This window comes from Pseudomonas sp. BYT-1 (genome assembly GCF_023611805.1).
Lineage (GTDB): Bacteria > Pseudomonadota > Gammaproteobacteria > Pseudomonadales > Pseudomonadaceae > Aquipseudomonas > Aquipseudomonas guariconensis.
In genome coordinates, this window is sequence record NZ_CP072559.1 from 3,882,721 (window position 1) to 3,900,624 (window position 17,904).

Below are 17,904 nucleotides of genomic sequence, written 5' to 3' on the forward strand. Positions count from 1 at the left end.
ATCCCCCATGGCTACAGGCTCAACCAGCCTTGGCCTGCAGTTCAGTGCGCTCCTTGAGCCAGCGCAGTACTTGCACTGGCTCCCAGCGGGCGGGATCGTAAAGGGCATAGATCAGCCCCTGGTAACCCACCACATCCAGCGCACGGTGATAGCCCGCGCGCTGGAACAACGCCTCGATCTCAGCGAAACAGGTGTTGAAATGGACTTTGCCGAACGGAGTCCGGTCGTCGGTCACCAAGCCTTCGAGGCGCAGTTCCAGCACGGCCTCGCATACCTGCTCGGGCGGCATGCGATTGACGCTGTACTTCAGTTGCTCGACGTTGAACATGGGCGAATCCGTATACTGTATTTATATACAGCATACGGATTCGCCCAAGCCTGCGTCAACGGCTCACCCCAGAAACGCCACGACTTGCTCGGCATCGAACGGCCAGCCCAGCTCGGCGCCGGTATCGCACCGGCGAAGTACCGGAATGCGCAGCCCATAGCGCTCGAACAGCGCCTCGCTTTCAGCGATATCGACCAGCTCCACCAACAAGCCATGCTCGATGAACGGCATCAGCATGGCCTCGGCGACTTCGCACAGGTGGCACCCCAAGGTGCCGAACAGTTGGCATTCAGGCAGCATGGACACGCCTCGAGTCTGCGGGAACGGGATATCCATTCTAGGACCATGCTTGCTCCCGCGCATCTGACGCGCGTCAATCTTGATTGGTCGCCCCGATGCGGTGCAGCGACAAGTCTGCGCCTTGGAATTCCTGCTCATGGCTAAGACGCAGCCCGTGTACCCGCTTGATCAGGCCATAGACCGCAAAACCACCAGCCAACGCCACGATGACGCCCGCCAGGCTGCCCACCAACTGACTGCCCAGACTGACGCCCCCCAACCCGCCGAGGGCCATCTGCCCGAAAATGCCGCAGGCGATACCGCCCCAGAGGCCGCACAGGCCATGCAGCGGCCAGACCCCGAGGACATCGTCGATCTTCCAGCGGTTCTGCGCCGCGGTGAAGCACCAGACGAACAGCACGCCAGCGATCAAACCCGTGGCTAGCGCTCCGACAGGGTGCATGACGTCCGAACCGGCACACACAGCCACCAATCCGGCCAGCGGGCCGTTGTGCAGAAAGCCCGGGTCGTTACGCCCGGCCAGCAAGGCCGACAAGGTGCCGCCGACCATGGCCAGCAGCGAGTTGATCGCCACCAACCCACTGACCCCTTGCAGGGTCTGGGCGCTCATGACGTTGAAGCCGAACCAACCGATGATCAGGATCCATGACCCCAATGCCAGGAATGGAATGCTCGACGGTGCGAAGGCCACCAGGCGCCCTTCGCGATAGCGCCCACGGCGTGCACCGAGCAACAGCACCGCCGCCAGCGCCAGCCAGCCGCCCATGGCATGCACCACCACCGAGCCGGCAAAGTCATGGAACGGTGCTCCGAAGCGCGCTTGCAACCAAGCCTGCAGCCCGAAGTTGCCGTTCCATACCACGCCTTCGAAGAGCGGATAGACCACCGCCACGATCAAGGCCGTGGCGCACAGCTGCGGCACGAAGCGAGCGCGCTCGGCAATGCCGCCGGAGATGATCGCCGGGATCGCCGCCGCAAACGTCAGCAAGAAGAAGCATTTGACCAATGCATAACCGTGGTCGTCGGCCAGCGTTGCGGCGGGCTGAAAGAAGCTCACGCCATAGGCCACCCAATAACCCACGAAGAAGTACACCAAGGCCGAGACCGCGAAGTCGCTGAGGATCTTCGATAAAGCGTTGACCTGATTCTTGTGACGTACGGTCCCGACCTCCAGAAAGGCAAATCCCGCATGCATGGCGAGCACCAAGATGGCGCCCATGAGGAGGAACAAGGTATTGGAGCCGTGAACGAGGGAGTCCATCGCGCTGTGCATGTTTTCCATGAATAGGCAGACCTGCTGAAAAGGCACCAGGACAGTTCAAGAGCCCGCATCCCTGCACCGATTCGGTGCCAGGCCTTTGCCCTATTTCGGTGAGCCGGGCGCGACCTGCGTGGTTTTTTCTTGGGTTTGTCGTGGATTGGGTTAAGGTTTATCGGTATCGCATGGCCCGCGCACGCATTCGGCGCGGCCACGCTCCGTGAGGTAGCAAGGGCCGTACCAGCGGCCATACTGAACCTTCCGCCAACCCCATCACTCGAAATAGCCACACACTTTTACAGGGAGAGCCTCCATGGCCAGCAAACCGGCAAAGACTGCTCAAGAGATACTGATGGCTGACTTCCAGGCGTTGGTGCGCGACACCGAAAAGCTGCTCGCCGACACCGCCAACCTGGCAGGCGACCAGGCCGACGAACTGCGTGAACAGCTTCATGACCGTCTGGCCCAGGCCCGCGAAACCCTGCAACTGACACAGGACTCGGTCCGCGAACGTGGCCAGGCAGCCTTGGGCAGCGCCGAGCAATACGTCCAGGAAAACCCTTGGCAGGCCATCGGCATTGCCGCCGGCGTTGGCCTGTTGATCGGCCTGCTGGCCAGTCGACGCTAAGGGGTGAGCATGGAAAACGACGCCCCCGGCACCAGCGCATCCGGCAAGCGCCTCGGCGCGGCGTTGCTCGGCCTGCTGCACAGCCACATCGAGCTGTTCGGCATCGAGTTGCAGGAACAAAAATCCCGCACCCTGAGCCTGCTGCTGTTCGCAGGCCTCGCCCTGGTCTTCGCCCTCCTGCTGTTGACGGCCCTGTCGGGCTTGGTGCTGGTGTTGCTGTGGGACAGCTATCGCCTGGCTGGCATCATCGGCTTGTGCGTGTTCTACGGCATCGCCGCCCTGTACTGTGGGCTGCGCCTGAAAGCGGCGGTATTCGATGAGTCGTCCCCCTTCAGTGCCACCCTCGAAGAACTCGCCAAGGACAGGGAGCGCCTATTGCCATGAGCCTGCCCGAACTGCCCAACACCCGTAATCCCCGTGAACTGCGCAAGGCGTTACTGCGCCTGCGCCTTGAAATGCATCGCCAACAGATCCACCACGAATCGGCGCAACTGCTCGAGCCGGTCCGCCGCCTGCGTGGCATGGGCGATTCATTGCAAGATGGGCTGGGGATCAAGCATGCGCCGCTCTGGGGCCTGGGCGCTGTGGTCGCCCTGGGATTTCTCACCGGCAAAGGCGTGCGCAGCGGCAACCTCGGCAGGCTCGTGCGCCTGGGGACTAGCCTGGCACCGCTGGTGCGATTGTTCCTGCGCAACAGTCGACGCCCCTGATCGATCGCGCCCGCTGCTTGCACGGGCGCGCCCGACACGGGAAGCTATGGCGTCCACCTGACGGGAGATCGAGCCTTGGACTGGCACACCCTGCTGACCCGCGAACGCCTGGGCAAAGCCCTGTACAGCCCCGAGGAACTGGGGCGCAGCCCCTTCCACAAAGACCATGACCGCATCATCTTCTCCGGTGCCTTCCGCCGCCTGGGGCGCAAAACCCAGGTCCACCCCGTTTCGAGCAACGATCACATCCACACCCGCCTGACTCATTCACTGGAGGTCAGCTGCGTCGGTCGCTCGCTGGGCATGCGCGTTGGCGAAACCCTGCGCGAGCGCTTACCGGCCTGGTGCGAGCCCAGCGACCTTGGCATGATCGTGCAGTCGGCGTGCCTGGCCCATGACATCGGCAATCCGCCTTTTGGCCATTCCGGCGAGGATGCCATTCGCCACTGGTTCCAGCAGGCCGCCGGACGTGGCTGGCTGGACGACATGAGCGATGACGAGCGCGCAGATTTTCTCAACTTCGAAGGCAACGCCCAGGGGTTTCGTGTACTGACCCAACTCGAATACCACCAGTTCGATGGCGGCACCCGCCTGACCTACGCCACTTTGGGTACCTACCTCAAATATCCATGGAGCGCCCGCCACGCCGACGCCCTGGGCTATAAGAAACACAAATTCGGTAGCTATCAGAGCGAATTGCCGCTGCTCGAGCAGATCGCCCGCAAGCTCGGCCTGCCGCAGCTCGAACAGCAGCGTTGGGCGCGCCATCCGCTGGTATACCTGATGGAGGCGGCAGATGACATCTGCTACGCCCTGATCGACCTCGAAGACGGGCTGGAGATGGAGTTGCTGCAGTACGCCGAAGTCGAGGCCCTGCTGCTCGACCTAGTAGGTGACGATTTGCCCGAAACCTACCGTCAACTGGGGCCCACGGACTCACGGCGGCGCAAACTGGCGATTCTGCGTGGCAAGGCAATCGAGCACTTGACCAACGCGGCAGCCCAGGCCTTCGTTGAACAACAGACCGCCTTGCTTGCCGGGCACCTGCCTGGCGATCTGGTCGAACACATGCACGGTCCAGCCAAGCGTTGCGTGCTCCAGGCCAAGGACATGGCCCGCAAGAAAATCTTCCAGGACAAACGCAAGACCCTGCACGAGATCGGTGCCTACACTACCCTCGAGATTCTCCTCAATGCATTTTGTGGGGCGGCATTGGAGCAGCACGGCGGGCGTACACCTTCCTTCAAGAGCCGACGTGTACTGGATTTGATCGGTAATCACGCTCCAGACCCGCACGACTCGCTGCATACAGCCTTCCTGCGCATGATCGATTTCATCGCCGGCATGACCGACAGCTATGCCAGCGAGATGGCCAGTGAAATGACCGGACGCTCCAGCCCTCCCTGAGGGCTGGGTACCCAATAGTCTTGAGGGCTAGTAATTGAAGGAAATTTCTTATTAGCCCTCAACAGAATTAAACACTTATCAATATCTAAAAATAAAAAGTTACTAAACCAGGTGCCTTTGGTGACGTCAACACGCTCAATTCGTAGCGCGCGTAGCTTTTTACTGTAGGCATTTTCCCATATGCGAGTCGTGGCAGCTCCTCGCATGTCCGACGACTTCCAACTGAGCTAAGGTGCGCATTATTTCCGACACCCGCCGCATGGAAGTTGAATATGCACTCTGTATATATTGTCGATGATCATCCCGTTATCCGCATGGCGGTTCGCATGTTGCTGGAAAACCAGAATTACAAGGTCGTCGGTGAGTCGGACAATGGCGTCCATGCCATGCAGATGGTCCGAGAGACACGTCCCGACTTGGTGATCCTCGACATTGCCATTCCCAAGCTCGATGGCCTCGAAATCCTGTCCCGCTTCCAGAGCATGGCCTTACCCTTGAAAGTGCTGGTACTGACAGCACAATGCCCCGCCCTTTTCGCGGTGCGTTGCATGCAATCGGGAGCCGCCGGATATGTCGGCAAACAAGAGGACCTGAGCGAACTGCTTAGTGCAATAAAAGCCGTGCTCTCCGGTTACAACTATTTCCCCAGCCAAGCGGTTAACACCAGCCAGATTATTCCAGACCACGAGATACGACTTTTCCGACACGTTAACGACAGAGAACTTATGGTTTTGCAACTTTTCGCCCAAGGAAAGAGCAATAAGGAAATTGCGAAGGGCATGTTTCTGAGTAACAAAACCGTCAGCACCTACAAAAAGCGCTTGATGCAAAAACTTCAGGTCCAGACGCTGGTCGACCTGATTGATGTCGCCAAACGCAACGCGCTGGTTTGAGGTGCGACATGGGGCGGTACCTAACCTGCCTGTTTATCGTTGCCCTTGCGCTGGCTTGCCATCCAGCGCACGCCCACCAAAACAGGCCCAAAGCACTCAACCTCCTGACGCGCTCGTCGCTAAAGCCGGTTCTGCCAATGCTGACACCGACCCAGCGCCAATGGCTCGCTGAAAAACAAGAGTTGGTGATCGGTACATCCTTCCCGGACTACCCACCTTTCGATATCACCACAGGCGGGCGCGACTACCAAGGGCTCACCGCTGAATACGCTGGCCTGATCGGCATTGCGTTGGGATTGAAGGTCCGCGTGCTGGGCTTCGACAGCCGCCAGTCAGCGATCGAAGCGCTCAAGCATGGCCGGATCGACTTGCTTGGCAGCGCCAATGGTTATGAAGCCGTCGCAGGTCTTGCGCTCTCTCGTCCTTATGCGATCGACCAGCCAGTGCTGGTGACGCGAGAACATGAGCGCCGCGTACTGGATGACGAACTCAAAGGGCTGCGCCTGAGCATGCTCTATCACTATCTCTCGCCCAAAGAAGTACTCAGTGCCTATCCGAAGGCCGAACTGCTGGCATTTCGCTCCTCCACATTGGCGCTGAATGCTGTCGCTTTCGGCCAGGCCGACGTGTTCATTGGCGATACCATTTCGACCCATTACCAACTCAATCGCGGCCATCTCCCGCCTTTGCGCATGGCGAGCTTCGGCAAGCACGAGGCCATTGGCTTTAGTTTCGCCCTGCGCCGCCAGGACACCATTCTCAAGGAGGTGATCGATGCGACCCTGGAGAGCCAGACACCCATCATGGCCGCCAGCATCTTCAAGCGTTGGGGGGCGGGAAGCGATTATCTGCTGACTGATCGCAAGCTTCAGCTCTCGGCCGGCGAAGAGCAATGGCTGCGGGAACATCCGGTGATGCGCGTGGCGATCAACGAGACCGCCGCTCCGGTTTCCTACTTCGACAGCAACGGCAACTTTCGCGGTATCGCCGCCGATCTGCTGGACCTGATCCGGCTGCGCACGGGTCTGCGCTTCGAGATCGAGCGGGCCAGCGGCATCCGGGACATGCTGGCCCGACTCAAGGACGGCCGGGCCGATGTCATCGCCGCCATTTCCAGCGACGAAAAGCACGATGGTGCCCTGCATATCAGCCGGCCGTACCTGGAAAGCACCTATGTACTGGTCACCCGCGCAGGCAGTGACCAGGCGGCGTCCCTGGAGCACCTGCAGAACCGGCAGGTCGCGATCACCCGCGACAGCATCATGGCCGGCTTGGGATTGGCGATCAGTCATAGCCTGAGCGAGATGATGGGAGGGACGCTGAGCATCAAGAGCCTGCCTGGCGTCGGCACTCATGTGACCCTGGTAATGCCCCTGCAACGCGTCGAAGCGCCACCGGTGACCACCCCACTGGTGCAGGACGTGGAGACACCGAACAGCGGGCTGAACGTACTGGTCATCGATGACCACCCGGCCAACCTGTTGTTGATGGAACAGCAGTTGAGTTTCCTGGGGCTGAGCCGGTCCGTCGCCAGCGATGGCCGTGAAGGGCTGGAAAAATGGCGCGCGGGCGGTTTCGATGTGGTGATCCTCGACTGCAACATGCCGCAAATGAACGGCTACCAAGTCGCTGAAGCCATCCGCGCGATAGAGCGCCAACGCGACTGGCCACGCTGCCTGATCCTTGGCTACACCGCCAACGCCCAGCCGGAAGTCCGTCAGCGTTGCCTGGACGTTGGCATGGACGACTGTCTGCTCAAGCCGATAGGCCTGCACACGCTGAATCAGCGCCTGGCAGGCATCGAACCGAGTTGGCATGCGTTGCCAAGGCGCAGGGCAAGCAAACGACTCGCCCTTGAGGGCCTGTCCGCCATCGTTGGTGACGACCCGGACAGCCGTACTCGACTCCTCAACGCCTTACTGGAAAGTTTGATACAAGACCTGGCCACGCTGATGGCCATCGACCCGAAAGATGCACGGGCCATTGCCGCTCAGGCACACAAGATCCTCAGCACGGCCAGGATGCTGGAAGCCAGGGATCTGATGGAGGCGTGTGAAGCACTGGAGCAGGAAACCTTGCCATTGGCACAGCTAAAACTGCGACGGCAGGTATTGGCACGGCATATGCGCCGAACGGAGAAAGCGCTGGCCAGGCATTTGCAACACCCGGCCAGGGCTGGATGAGCAGCGCGTAAAAACGCTGCTCGGGGCGGATCAGGAAGCCTGGGTGTTGATTGGCTTGTCCGGATACCAAGCGTCCAGCAGCGGGCTGAGTTCGATTTTGGTCAGTTCGCTGCGGCCCTTGAGCCACGCTTCGACAATGGCGCGCTGCTCTTCGCTGACCGAGCCACGCTTGGCCAGGCAAACCAGGCCGAAGTCATCACCACCGACGTAATCCAGGCCGTTGGCATCCATGGCTTCAGCGAGGAAGGCATCGAGGAAGGCATCGATGGCTTCGTCGGACAGGTCTTCCTTGAATTCCAGGTTCAGTTCGAAACCCAGCTCCTGGAATTCGTCCACGCACAGTTTCTTGCGCAGACGACGGGAACGGTTGGTGGCCATGAAACTATCCTCTTGAGTATTAACGCGCGGCACTTTACCAGTTTCCGGGCGGCTGCGGCGCTTTTCCGTCGAACATGGCCCATGGAGGATGCGCTTGGGGCATAATGCGCACTATATTTCGTCCTGGGGCCATCATCTTGTACAGCCCCAATGTCACTTTCCCTCGTCCGCAGGGTTCAAATTGCACATGATCAAAACGCTCCGTCCCCTGATTCTCGCCAGCCTGTTCCTGCCCTTCGCCATGCCTGGCCAGGCCGCGCCCGTCAACACTACCCTCCCGCCGAAAGTGCAACAGGCGCTCAAAGCCAACAAACTGCAGGACTCAGCCCTGTCCCTGGTGATGCTGCCGCTCAACGGTCCCGGCACGCCCACCGTGTTCAACGCCGATGTCTCGGTCAACCCGGCCTCGACCATGAAGCTGGTGACCACCTATGCGGCGCTGGAACTGCTGGGCCCCACCTTCCAGTGGAAAACCGAGTTCTACACCGATGGCACCCTGAGCAACGGCGTACTCAACGGCAACCTGTACCTCAAAGGCGGTGGCGATCCGAAACTGAACATGGAAAAGCTCTGGCTGCTGATGCGTGACCTGCGCGCCAACGGCGTGCGCACGGTGACGGGCGACCTGGTGCTGGATCGCAGCCATTTCGTTCAGCCCAACCTGCCGCAGTTCAATGACGACGGCGGTGATGTGAACAAGCCGTTCCTGGTCCGCCCCGACTCGCTGCTGGTCAACCTGAAGGCCCTGCGCTTCGTGGCCCGCAACGATGGCGGAAAAGTCACTGTGGCCATGGAGCCGCCGCTTGCGAACGTGCGCATCGACAACCAGGTCAAGGCCGTCGCCTCCAGAAAATGTGCAGGTGATGTACGTTACAACCCGGTCACCCAGGCCGACGGCGTCAGCGTAGTCGTCAGTGGCCAGCTTGGCGAAGGCTGCAACTCACAGACCTATCTGTCGCTGCTCGATCATCCGACCTATGCCGCCGGTGCGGTGCGAGCGATCTGGAACGAACTGGGCGGTAGCATTCAGGGCCGCGATCGCATCGAGAACGTGCCCAAAGGTGCACGCCTGCTGGCACGGGCATTCTCGCCGGACTTGGTCGAGGTGATCCGCGACATCAACAAGTACAGCAACAACACCATGGCCCAGCAGCTGTTCCTGAGCCTGGGTGCGCAGTTCCGCACGGATGCCGACGGCGACGACGCCCGCGCAGCCCAGCGTGTGGTACGTCAGTGGCTGGCGAAAAAAGGCATCACCGCGCCGCACCTGATCATGGAAAACGGCTCCGGCCTGTCCCGTGCAGAGCGGGTCAGCACTCGCGAGATGGCGGCGCTGCTGCAGGCAGCTTGGAAGAGCCCCTACTCCGCCGAATTCATCAGTTCCATGCCGCTGGTAGGCATGGATGGCACCATGCGCAAGCGGCTCAAGCGCACGGCCATGACCGGTGAAGGGCACATCAAGACCGGCACCCTGAACACCGTTCGGGCGATTGCCGGGTTCAGCCGGGATAGCAATGGAAACACCTGGGCGGTGGCGGCGATTCTGAATGATCCCAAGCCCTGGGGGGCATCGCAGGTGTTGGATCAGGTGTTGCTGGATCTTTACCGGCAGCCGAAGGTGGGAAGTACTGCGGCGGCTGGCGTGCCTTGATCGGCTTGGGCTTTCAGATAGTGTGATATCCATTCTGGGTGGGGCGCCACCGGCGCTTTTCGCCTTTACGGCGACCTACTTTGCTCGCAAGCAAAGTAGGCAAAACCGCTGGCTCCCACCTCCGGCCTCCTGAGGTCACGATCGGCGGCGACTGAACTACAGCGCACCAAAGGCAAACAAGCTAATTAATGTGTTGTTTGTTCCGGCCAATTCGCGGGTAAATCAGAGCACCGAACCGCCGCGCCTACAGGCAATCCCACCCTCAGCGCAACTCCGCCTCAACCCGATCCCGCCCCGCCTGCTTGGCCGCATACACCCCTGCGTCAGCCCGCAACAGCAACGCATCAGCTCCCTCCCCCGGTCGCCAACCCGCCACTCCAAAGCTCGCCGTCACCCGGCCCACTCCATCGACCGGAACACTGCGAACCCCCTGCCACAGCTCCAATGCCAATGATCGTGCCTGCTCGGCATTGCTACCCGGGCAAAGCACCATGAACTCCTCGCCCCCCAAACGGCAAAACACATCGGTACGCCGCAGGCGACTGCCGATCCGCTGGCAAAGGCTGCGCAACACATGATCGCCCACCGCATGGCCGTACTGGTCATTGATCCGCTTGAAATGATCGATATCCAGCATGATCACCGCCAGCTCCAATCCGTCACGCTGTGCACGCTCCAGCTCGTTCTGCAATCGTTCCTGGAAATGTCGCCGGTTATGGATGCCGGTCAAGGCATCGGTGACCGAAAGCGCCCGAAGCTCTTCCTCCACCCGCTTGAGGTCGGAGATGTCCGTCTGGTAGCCATGCCATAAGGTGCATCCTCCTTCACCGATTTCGGGGGTAGCTTCCCCGCGCACCCAGCGCAGGCCCGCCTGAGGCAGTATCACGCGGTACTCCTCACGCCAGGGTGTCAGGTGCAAGGCCGAATAACGGACCGAGCGACGGACGCGCTCCAGGTCATCGGGGTGGATGCGTTCGAACACCGCCGATGCATCCTCACGCAGCGTCTTCAGATCGACTTCATAGATATCGTGCAGGCCTTGGCTGGCATAGGGGAAACAAGAGTGTCCGTCGGCATCCAGGCGGTACTGGTAGATCCCACCGGGCACTTCGGCGCTGAGCTTCTCCAACAACCGATCACGGGCCGCCAGCGCTTCATGGACGCGCCGCCGTTCGGTGACGTCGATGCAGATGGCCAGGTAGCCAACCCACAACCCCTGCTCGTCCAGTACCGCAGTGACCAGCATGTTGGCCAGCAGGCGGCTGCCATCCTTGCGCACCAAGGTCCACTCCCCTGCCTCGGTCCCTTTTTCCTGCACGGTCTCGGCAAACATCGCCTGGCCACCGCCGATCTCGCGTCCATAGCGCACGCTCAGGGCGTGGGCGCGCTGGCTGAGTTCCTCAGGGGGGACCAGATCCTCCAGCCGCAACTGACCAATGGCTTCGCTTGCCGAATAGCCCAGCATGCGCTCGGCACCGGCATTGAAGGTACTGACCAGGCCCTTGAGGCTGGTGGCGATGATGGCGACCTGTGTCGCGGCGTCCAATACGCTGCGCAGCTGATTGTGGGTATCGCGCAAGGACTGCTCGCTGACCCGCAATTCGCCAGTGCGCTGATCGACCAGTGCCAGGGCACGCTGACGCTGGCTGAACAGGCTGTAGAGCAAGGCACTGAGCAAGACGCTGAGCAAACCACCCAGCAAACTGACCACCACCACCGCGGAGGAGCGGTTGGCTTGGAGAAAAGCCCGGCTGGGACGGATATCGAGCTGATAATGGTGATCGGCCAGATGCAAAAGGTGGGTGCTGGCCAATGGCACCTGGGCGACGGTGTTGCGTGAGTCGAACAGCACCTGCGGCCCTTTGGCTCCGGAGGTATCGATAATGCGCACCACCAGGTTGTCATCCGCGGCAGGCGGCAGCCCTTCGGCGACCAAGCGCTGCATGCTCAGCAACGCCATGACATAGCCAGAAGGCAACCCACCGGGATCACCATCAGCGAACACCGGCGCCACGACCAGCACCCCACGGGCATAGGTAGGCTCGACATTGATCATGTCCAGCGGCGCAGAGACCGCCATGCTGCCGGGTGACTTAGCCCGAACAAGGGTGGCCTCGCGAAGGGGCTGTCCACGCAAGTCCAGGCCGTAAGGCTGCCCTTGCAGGGACGCCGCCTGGGTATAGAGCACCGGATAGTAATAGTCACGCGTGGGCGCAGGATGCCAGATACCCTGTGCGTCCTGATCACGAATCTGATACGCCTGCCCAAGCCAGGCACTGGCACGTCGCTCGAAATCGGCGCGTTGTCCAGCATCGACCCGGGGCGCCCAGGAATACGCCTGGGTCCGGTACAACAGTGGCCGCGCGTAACCGTCAAACTCCTGCGGGGTGATTTCGTTGGAATAACTGAAAAACCGTCGCAGGCCATCCAAGCGCTGCTCCTGGTCGTCGAAACGTTCGGCGATGCGACTGTACCGCTCGTTAGCCAACAGCTCGAAGCGCTGACGCAGTTGCTGCGTGTAGAAGCTCTGCGTGGCAATGGCCAAGGCCGCCGTCAACAGACCGCCAGCGACCAGGACCACCAACGCCACCCCCCAGGCGGGCAGCGCTTCGCGGAACATGCCGAGCACCTTCGCACGAACGCCACACTTCGACATAAAGCAATCTCATCACGTCAGCGTCCTGCGAATTGTCGGGCCCTTCGCGTCAGTTATAGCTATTGGCCACTAGCCACGCAACCTCATACACGCCGCTTATCGCGCCTGAATGCGCCACGCCCGGTGGATTCGATTGTTGCGCGCGAAATCAGGATCCAGGGTCTGATGACTGATCTCCTCGACGGCATATCGCTCGACCAGACTCGGATCGAGCTGGAATTTGCGGAAGTTGTTGGAGAAGTACAGCACCCCGCCTGGCGCCAGGCGTGCCATGGCCAAGTCCAGCAACTGCACATGATCGCGCTGCACATCGAACACCCCTTCCATGCGCTTGGAATTGGAGAAGGTCGGCGGGTCGATGAAGATCAGGTCGTAGCTGTCCCGGTTGCCTTCCAGCCAGGCCATCACGTCGCCCTGCTCCAGGCGATGGCGGTCCGAAAAACCGTTGAGCGCCAGGTTGCGACGCGCCCAGTCCAGATAGGTCTTGGACAAATCGACACTGGTGGTGCTGCGGGCCCCGCCCTTGGCGGCGTGCACCGTGGCCGTCGCGGTATAGCAGAACAGATTGAGGAAGCGCTTGCCCGACGCCTCGCGCTGGATGCGCAGACGAATCGGACGATGGTCGAGGAACAAGCCGGTGTCCAGATAGTCCGTGAGGTTCACCAGCAGCTTTACACCCCCTTCGTTCACCTCTTGGAAGCGGCCTTCGGCACCTTGGCGCTCGTACTGACGCGTCCCACTCTGGCGCTCCCGGCGCTTGAGCACCACACGCTGTGGGTCGATACCCAGGGCCTGCGGGATGGCGGCCAAGGCATCGAGCAGACGCGCTTGAGCCTTGTCCGGATCGACAGAGCGTGGCGCGGCATACTCCTGCACGTGCACCCAGTCTTGGTAAAGGTCCACCGCCAGGGCATATTCGGGCATGTCGGCGTCATACAAGCGGTAGCAATCGACCTGCTCGCGACGGGCCCACTTGCCCAACTGCTTGAGGTTCTTCTGCAGGCGATTGGCGAACATTTGCGCGCCTTCGGACAGGCGCGCCGGTTCACTGGCCACGGCTGCCGGACGCTGCGCAGCGCCTGCATCCGGCTCGGCCGGGCGACGCTCGCCGGTAACGAACTGGTCGGGCTGAACCTTGAATAGCAGCAGCTTGCACGGCAAGGCGCCGTTCCAGAAGGCGTACTGCTTGTGGCTGCGAATACCCATGCGCTTGCCCAGCTCGGGGGCGCCAGTGAACACTGCCGCCTCCCAGCCCAGGCAGGCTTGACGCAAACGCTCCCCAAGGTTTTGGTAGAGGTACAGCAGGCTGGCTTCGTCACCCAGACGCTCACCGTAGGGTGGGTTGCTGATGACCAGGCCTTTCTGGTTCTGGTCCGGACGCGGTTCGAAACTGCCGACTTCGCCCTGATAGATCTTCACCCAGTCGCCCAGACCTGCGCGCTCGACGTTGTTACGCCCCGGCTGAATCAGCCGCGGATCGGCCTCATAGCCGCGGATCCACAGCGCAGGCTTGGCCAGACCCGCCTGGGCGCGGGCCTGGGCTTGCTCGTGAACTTTGCGCCACAACGCCGGCACATGGCCAAGCCAGGCCGTGAAGCCCCACCGCTCACGCTTGAGGTTGGGCGCGATATCCGCGGCGATCATCGCGGCTTCTACCAGGAACGTGCCCACACCGCACATCGGGTCGGCCAACGCGCCGCCTTCGGCGGCGATGCGTGGCCAGCCGGCTCGGATCAGCACCGCCGCCGCCAGGTTCTCCTTCAAGGGCGCAGCACCTTGCTGCAGACGGTAACCGCGTTGATGCAGGCTGTGTCCGGACAAGTCCAGGGAGAGGATCGCCTCGCCACGATCCAGGCGCAGATGCACACGCACGTCAGGATCAATCTTGTCCACGGACGGGCGCTGTCCTTCGCGGTTGCGTAGCTTGTCGACGATCGCGTCCTTGACCTTAAGGGCACCGAAATGGGTGTTGTCGATTCCGGAGCCATGACCACTGAATTCCACGGCCAAGGTGCCGTCAGCAGCCAAGTGATCTTGCCACTCGACCCCATGCACGCCGTCGTAGAGCTCATCGGCGTTTTTCATGCCGAAGCGCTTGAGCACCAACAACACGCGGTTGGCCAGACGCGACCACAGGCACAGGCGGTAAGCGGTTTCCATGTCGGCCGAGCCACGGATGGCAGAGGTGTGCTCCCGCACATCGTCCAGGCCCAGGCTACGGGCCTCCTCGGCGAGCAGGCCTTCAAGACCTTTGGGGCAAGTGAGATAAAGTTCGAAACGGTCCGACATGAGCAATCCAGAGCCTTGGGCTGATTGAGTGACGGGCCGACGCATCGTCCCGCCGATGTTTGCCCGCACGCCCTTCCAGCAGGCGTCCGGGTGGCCTTGCCCGCAGTCCGGGAAAGCCGGGCCACCTGAACGACAAGCCCCTTCGCACCCTGCGAAAGTGGATTAGATCGTCAGGCAGTATGAAAATTTCCAGCAACGCGGCCACGCATGTGACCCTTCGTCGCATTTCAAATTATTACTGCACACCCGACCACGACGCTGGCCAGATGACTGCAAAGGGCATTAAACCCTGATCATAGCGGGCTTAAGGACAAATCACGTTGAGTCGCAATTATTTACTTATCCTTTGACCCTATGAAACGTTACGTCCTTATGACAAATCGATCATTCACACTGTGACCCGCTTTGGTTAGAACTGGTCTCAGGTTGTCTCGCAACGAGGCAACACTTTCTGCTCGCCACGCCGGCAGCGAGCGCACACCGGCAGAACGATTCTGCCCGGCCTCGGAGAGGCCGACGGGACATTACAGTCAACAAGTGAGGGCAACACCCTATGAGAAGACTTAAGCGTGATCCGTTGGAAAGAGCATATTCACGTGGCTACCAATACGGGGTTACCGGCAAATCCCGCGAACTTTGCCCCTTCAATCTGCCATCCGTTCGTCAAGCCTGGATCAATGGCTGGCGGGAGGGCCGGGGCGATAACTGGGATGGTATGACCGGCACCGCAGGCATCCAGAGACTCAACGAAAATCACGCCGTTGGCTGAGACGAGGACACTGAATTCGAGTCACCATGCGCGCCCTATCCGGGCGGCGGGCTGAGGCCCAGGGGCCCCTTCAAGGGGCCCTTTTTTATGCCTGCCTTTTTACGGCCGAGGCATGGCAGCAATCGCGTCCACTGCCTCACGGATCAGCGCCGGTCCTTTATAAATGAAGCCCGAGTAAATCTGTACCAGGCTCGCGCCGGCAGCGATCTTCTCGGCTGCATGACGCCCCTCGGTGATACCGCCTGCGGCGATGATCGGCAACTTACCGGCCAGCTCGCCTGCCAGAACTTTCACGGTGTGGGTGCTTTTTTCGAGCACTGGCGCGCCGGACAGCCCGCCCGCCTCTTCACCGTACGGCAGGCCCTGGACACCTTCGCGGCTCAGGGTGGTATTGGTCGCGATCACTGCGTCCATGCCTGTCTCGAGCAACGCAGAGGCCACCATGGCGGTTTCTTCATCAGTCATGTCCGGGGCGATCTTGATCGCCAGCGGCACACGCTTGCCATGCTCACTGGCCAGTTGTTCGCGGCGCACGGCCAGCGCCTGGAGCAGTTGCTTGAGCGAGTCGCCGAACTGCAGGGTACGCAGACCTGGGGTATTGGGCGAACTGACGTTGACGGTGATGTAGCTGGCGGCTGTGTAGACCTTTTCCAGGCAGATCAGATAGTCATCCACCGCGCGCTCGACCGGGGTATCGAAGTTCTTGCCAATATTGATGCCCAGCACGCCGTCGAAGCGCGACGCACGTACCCGCGTCAGCAAATGATCGACACCCAGGTTGTTGAAGCCCATGCGATTGATGATCGCAGTGGCCTCTGGCAGCCGGAACAGTCTCGGCTTGGGGTTGCCAGGCTGCGGGCGTGGCGTCACGGTACCGATTTCGACAAAGCCGAAACCGAGCTGGGCGAAGCCGTCGATGGCGGCGCCGTTCTTGTCCAGACCTGCGGCAAGGCCCACCGGATTGGCAAAGTTCAAGCCCATGACTGTCACCGGCAGCGCCGCCGGCTGCTTGCACAGCAGGCCATTGAGACCGAGGCGGCCACCGGCGCCGATCAGGTCTAGGGAGAGGTCGTGGGAGGTTTCCGGGGAAAGCTTGAACAACAGCTGGCGGGCCAGGGTATACATGGGCGGGCAAGACTCGCGGTGAGTGAGGGGGCGATTATAGCCACCGCGCGGCTCGGACGACAGGGCTCTAGGCTCATGGGTTGCTTGTCAGTTCCACATCGCGTGCCCTAAGCGGACGAGAATCCCTGGAAAACAGGCGTGCAGCAATTCTCCTGGGACCCTCACCGGGCGTCCCCCGAAAAAAGAAAAACCCGGCGGAGGCCGGGTTTTTCATGAAGCATCAAACCAAATTACTTGGCCTGGGCTTCGACCTGAGCTTCAACGCGACGGTTGATGGCGCGGCCTTCTTCGGTGGCGTTATCAGCAACCGGACGGGTCTCACCGTAGCCAACCGAGTCGATACGGCTGGATTCAACACCGTACTGCTGGGTCAGGACCTGCTTGACAGCATTGGCGCGACGCTCGGACAGCTTCTGGTTGTAAGCGTCTGGACCAACGGAGTCGGTGTGACCTTCAACGGTGGTGGTGGTCTGTGGGTACTGCTTCATGAAGTCAGCCAGGTTCTTGATGTCACCGTAGCTGTTTGGCTTGACGACCGACTTGTCGAAGTCGAACTTGACGTCCAGCTCAACACGTACGACTTCGGCAACAGCCGGGCAGCCGTCGGCGTCAACGGTAACGTTGGCCGGGGTGTCAGGGCACTTGTCGACGTTGTCGCAAACGCCGTCGTTGTCGCTGTCGGAGCAGACTTCAGCAACAGGAGCCGGAGCAGCTTCAGCTTGCTTCGGGCTACCGCCGAAGTTCATGCCGATACCGACGCTAGGAGCCCACTCGGTGTCGCCCTGGTCGATGTTGTACTGAGCTTCAACGCCAGCACGGGCGTAGAACATGTCAGTGATGTACCACTTGGCGCCAGCGCCAACGTTGGCGAAGGTGGAGTGGTTACGACCACCACGGCCGGTCTGGCCCAGGCTCTGGTGCGAGAAACCAGCCGAAACGTACGGACGGATGGCGTCGTACGGGTTGTTGAAGTGGTAAACGGCGTCCAGGGCAGTGTTGGAGCCCTTGATGTTCTTACCGTCTTCGCCACGAGCGTTGTGAACTTCGTCATAGCCCAGACGCAGTTCGACGTCGTCGGTCAGGAAGTAACCGATCGAGCCACCGAACAGGTTGCCGTCGTTCTTGAAGTCGCGCTGGCTGTCGAAGAACTCTTTCTTGTAGAAGAGTTCGGTCTCGACGGCGCCTTGACCTTGTGCCAGAGCGCCAAACGAAGTGGCGGCTACAAGCGAACCAATGGCCAAGCCCAAGGTGTTTTTCAATTTCATCCGTTAAATCCCCATCTGGTGATAGTTAAGCAGTCCCACCAACATCCGGGGGACAACTCGACGG

Annotated in this window: 16 protein-coding genes; 8 read left to right on the forward strand and 8 right to left on the reverse strand. The window is 60.9% G+C overall.

From position 1 onward, the window contains the following. Positions 1-19 precede the first annotated feature (19 nt). The 3 genes from J5X93_RS18040 to J5X93_RS18050 form a co-directional block, all read right to left on the reverse strand. Positions 20-328: a transcriptional regulator gene (locus J5X93_RS18040; RefSeq protein WP_070573380.1), complete on the reverse strand. Its 309-nt coding sequence runs from the start codon at positions 326-328 to the stop codon at positions 20-22. 63 nt (positions 329-391) lie between these two features. Beyond that, entirely contained in the window at positions 392-628 is a 237-nt protein-coding gene (locus J5X93_RS18045) for a glutaredoxin family protein (RefSeq protein ID WP_043206719.1), read from the reverse strand. Between the two features lie 73 nt (positions 629-701). Then, complete coding sequence (locus tag J5X93_RS18050) at positions 702-1,910, reverse strand: ammonium transporter (protein WP_250033765.1); 1,209 nt, start codon at positions 1,908-1,910, stop codon at positions 702-704. 289 nt (positions 1,911-2,199) lie between these two features. On the opposite strand from J5X93_RS18050, the gene J5X93_RS18055 reads away from it, so the two are divergent. The 6 genes from J5X93_RS18055 (at position 2,200) to J5X93_RS18080 (ending at position 7,707) form a co-directional block, all read left to right on the forward strand. Then, positions 2,200-2,514 carry an ElaB/YgaM/YqjD family protein gene (locus tag J5X93_RS18055; protein ID WP_043206722.1) on the forward strand — a complete coding sequence of 105 codons (315 nt, stop codon included), beginning with the start codon at positions 2,200-2,202 and terminating at the stop codon, positions 2,512-2,514. A 9-nt stretch (positions 2,515-2,523) separates the two neighbouring features. Next, a complete protein-coding gene (locus J5X93_RS18060; RefSeq protein WP_043206723.1) occupies positions 2,524-2,898 on the forward strand; it encodes a phage holin family protein in 375 nt (124 codons plus the stop codon). Then, positions 2,895-3,224: a hypothetical protein gene (locus tag J5X93_RS18065; protein WP_043206724.1), complete on the forward strand. Its 330-nt coding sequence runs from the start codon at positions 2,895-2,897 to the stop codon at positions 3,222-3,224. The genes J5X93_RS18060 and J5X93_RS18065 overlap by 4 nt, the downstream gene beginning before the upstream one ends. Before the next feature lie 75 nt (positions 3,225-3,299). Beyond that, positions 3,300-4,631: a deoxyguanosinetriphosphate triphosphohydrolase gene (locus tag J5X93_RS18070; protein WP_090343858.1), complete on the forward strand. Its 1,332-nt coding sequence runs from the start codon at positions 3,300-3,302 to the stop codon at positions 4,629-4,631. Positions 4,632-4,903: 272 nt separating this feature from the next. Beyond that, the gene (locus J5X93_RS18075) at positions 4,904-5,524 is read left to right on the forward strand and encodes a response regulator transcription factor (protein ID WP_043206726.1); all 621 of its coding nucleotides are present in this window, start codon (positions 4,904-4,906) and stop codon (positions 5,522-5,524) included. An 8-nt stretch (positions 5,525-5,532) separates the two neighbouring features. Beyond that, positions 5,533-7,707: a transporter substrate-binding domain-containing protein gene (locus J5X93_RS18080; RefSeq protein ID WP_250033767.1), complete on the forward strand. Its 2,175-nt coding sequence runs from the start codon at positions 5,533-5,535 to the stop codon at positions 7,705-7,707. 30 nt (positions 7,708-7,737) lie between these two features. Here the strand turns inward: J5X93_RS18080 and J5X93_RS18085 are convergent, their stop codons facing one another. After that, positions 7,738-8,085, reverse strand: coding sequence for a YggL family protein (locus J5X93_RS18085; RefSeq protein ID WP_043206729.1), 348 nt, complete (start codon positions 8,083-8,085; stop codon positions 7,738-7,740). A gap of 187 nt (positions 8,086-8,272) precedes the next feature. Between J5X93_RS18085 and dacB the strand changes: the two genes are divergently transcribed. After that, entirely contained in the window at positions 8,273-9,736 is a 1,464-nt protein-coding gene (gene dacB / locus J5X93_RS18090) for a D-alanyl-D-alanine carboxypeptidase/D-alanyl-D-alanine endopeptidase (RefSeq protein WP_043206731.1), read from the forward strand. A 262-nt stretch (positions 9,737-9,998) separates the two neighbouring features. Here the strand turns inward: dacB and J5X93_RS18095 are convergent, their stop codons facing one another. Further along, on the reverse strand, positions 9,999-12,392 hold the full coding sequence (locus tag J5X93_RS18095) for a sensor domain-containing diguanylate cyclase (protein WP_182815942.1): 2,394 nt from the start codon (positions 12,390-12,392) through the stop codon (positions 9,999-10,001). A gap of 96 nt (positions 12,393-12,488) precedes the next feature. Further along, positions 12,489-14,681 carry a bifunctional 23S rRNA (guanine(2069)-N(7))-methyltransferase RlmK/23S rRNA (guanine(2445)-N(2))-methyltransferase RlmL gene (gene rlmKL / locus J5X93_RS18100; protein WP_090343852.1) on the reverse strand — a complete coding sequence of 731 codons (2,193 nt, stop codon included), beginning with the start codon at positions 14,679-14,681 and terminating at the stop codon, positions 12,489-12,491. Between the two features lie 553 nt (positions 14,682-15,234). On the opposite strand from rlmKL, the gene rmf reads away from it, so the two are divergent. After that, a complete protein-coding gene (gene rmf, locus J5X93_RS18105; protein ID WP_080642046.1) occupies positions 15,235-15,450 on the forward strand; it encodes a ribosome modulation factor in 216 nt (71 codons plus the stop codon). A gap of 99 nt (positions 15,451-15,549) precedes the next feature. On the opposite strand, the gene J5X93_RS18110 is transcribed toward rmf, so the two are convergent. Continuing rightward, complete coding sequence (locus J5X93_RS18110; RefSeq protein ID WP_043206735.1) at positions 15,550-16,575, reverse strand: quinone-dependent dihydroorotate dehydrogenase; 1,026 nt, start codon at positions 16,573-16,575, stop codon at positions 15,550-15,552. Positions 16,576-16,805: 230 nt separating this feature from the next. Further along, complete coding sequence (locus tag J5X93_RS18115; protein WP_043206737.1) at positions 16,806-17,840, reverse strand: OmpA family protein; 1,035 nt, start codon at positions 17,838-17,840, stop codon at positions 16,806-16,808. Positions 17,841-17,904: the final 64 nt, after the last annotated feature.